Source organism: Pseudomonas sp. PB103 (assembly GCF_009764635.1).
Classification (GTDB): Bacteria; Pseudomonadota; Gammaproteobacteria; order Pseudomonadales; family Pseudomonadaceae; genus Aquipseudomonas.
Genome location: NZ_RWIL01000035.1, coordinates 1 through 1436 on the forward strand (window position 1 = coordinate 1; position 1436 = coordinate 1436).

Annotated in this window: 2 protein-coding genes; both read left to right on the forward strand. The window is 59.0% G+C overall.

Features of this window, described 5'->3' with window-relative positions:
• Positions 1 to 340 (forward strand): LysR substrate-binding domain-containing protein (locus EJA70_RS06130; RefSeq protein WP_256677629.1); only part of this gene is annotated, 340 nt, incomplete at its 5' end.
• 254 nt (positions 341 to 594) lie between these two features.
• A complete protein-coding gene (locus EJA70_RS06135; protein ID WP_158830146.1) occupies positions 595 to 1380 on the forward strand; it encodes a DeoR/GlpR family DNA-binding transcription regulator in 786 nt (261 codons plus the stop codon).
• The last annotated feature ends 56 nt before the right edge of the window (positions 1381 to 1436 follow it).

A 1436-nucleotide genomic window follows, 5' to 3' on the forward strand; every position in this document is an offset into this window, starting at 1 on the left:
CGCACCCACCCGCCAACAGTTCTGCGCATTGGAGCATGTGATGGTGTCGCGTGAGGGCGGGGGCTTTTTCGGGGTGACTGATCGGGCGTTGGCCGATGTCGGGCTGATGCGCAAAGTGGTCTTATCGGTGCCGCACTTTCTGATGGCAATGTCAGTGCTGGCCAGCACCGATCTGGTGGCGATGCTGCCGTCACGCCTGGTGCGTGGCAACCCGGCATTGCAAGTGGTCGACGCGCCGCTGGAAGTACCCGGTTATGAGATGACGATGTTCTGGGGCGAACGCTCGCACCGCGATCCGGCGCATAAATGGCTTCGCGAGCAGTTGCTGGCCTCGGTCTGACGGGTGTTACGCGTGGCCGAGCGCGACGGCAAACGACACGACGATCATGCACGCAAACGCGAAATTGAGATTCATGAGGTGTTCATCCTGAGCCTTATTGAAGTGCGGCCATTGTGGACAGGCTGAAAGCGAAGAAAAAATTCGCCTTGTTGATTCCAATGATCGAAACAATTGATAGCCGCTTGTTTGTGTTTGCCTGAAGCTTTCGCTAGTCTCGCTAAAACCTGCAATTACAAGCATAAACAGGCGTAACCATGCACGACCACTCCGCGTCCGAACTTCCCTCTCTGCGCCGCCAGAAAATTCTTCTGATCCTTGAACGCGACGGCAAAGTCATGGCGTCCGAGCTGAGTCAGCACTTCGCGGTGTCCGAAGACACCATCCGCCGCGACCTCGCTGAACTGGATAACGCAGGGCTTGTGCAGCGGGTTCACGGTGGCGCGCTGCCGCGTCCGAAGGACTCCGGCAAGGATTACTTCGCGCGGCTGGATGAAACCGATGAGGTGAAAATCCGTCTCGCGCAATTGGCCGCGCAGCAGATCGAGGATGGGCAGATTGTGCTGTTCGACTCCGGCTCGACGACGTTGCAGGTCGCGCGCTCGTTGCGTGCCGATATCAGCATCACGGCGGTGACGGCCTCACCGATGACGGCGATTGCGTTGTCGGAATTCAAGGGGGTGAAGGTGATTCTGGCGGGCGGGGTGTTGAACCCGAGGACCATGTCCGCGAGTGGTCATGAGACGTTGCGCTTGCTTGCGGGGATCAAGGCGGATCTGGCGATTACCGGCGTATGTGCGATCCATCCGGAGGTGGGGATTACCTCGTTGCATTTCGATGAAGTGCCGGTGAAACAGGCGATGCTCGAGGGCGCGGCGCGGGTGATTGCGGTGACCACAGCGGACAAGCTTGGAGCGGTTGAGCCGTTTGTCGTGGCGGGGTGCGAGCGATTGCACACGCTGATCACCGAACGGCATCTAGCATCAGGGAGTGTCGAGGATTATCGGCGCTTGGGCATCGTTGTCGAGCAACTGCCAGACTGAGACCGCCCCCCCCCCTGTAGGAGCTGCCGAAGGCTGCGATCTTTTGATTTTGATTT